We start from the raw sequence: 245 nt of genomic DNA, 5'->3' as shown, positions 1-245 counted from the left end.
TCGAGCCCGGAAGGGCAGGCGCGGGTGGCCCGATACGCGGCATTGGCCGAGGCGGCTGGCGCCGCAAGTGAGGCGCCGGGCGGGGCAGGCGAGCTTGCAACTAGTTGCGGCCCGGTGCTGCTGGGCCACACCGCGGATGACCAAGCCGAAACCGTGCTCCTGGGCCTGGGCCGAGGATCGGGAGCGCGCTCCCTGGCGGGCATGCCGGAGGCGGGGCCGCTGCCGGGCCACCCGGAGCTCACTGC

Annotated in this window: 1 protein-coding gene; it reads left to right on the top strand. The window is 75.5% G+C overall.

The window, feature by feature from the left end; genetic code table 11:
* Window positions 1-245: ATP-binding protein (locus tag QP442_RS08555; protein ID WP_285069818.1), on the top strand; the 245-nt coding region annotated here is incomplete at both ends.

Source organism: Pauljensenia sp. UMB1177 (genome assembly GCF_030217965.1).
GTDB lineage: Bacteria > Actinomycetota > Actinomycetes > Actinomycetales > Actinomycetaceae > Pauljensenia > Pauljensenia turicensis_A.
The sequence above is the reverse complement of the archived record's forward strand: the minus strand, read 5'-3'. Positions and strand labels throughout refer to the sequence as shown.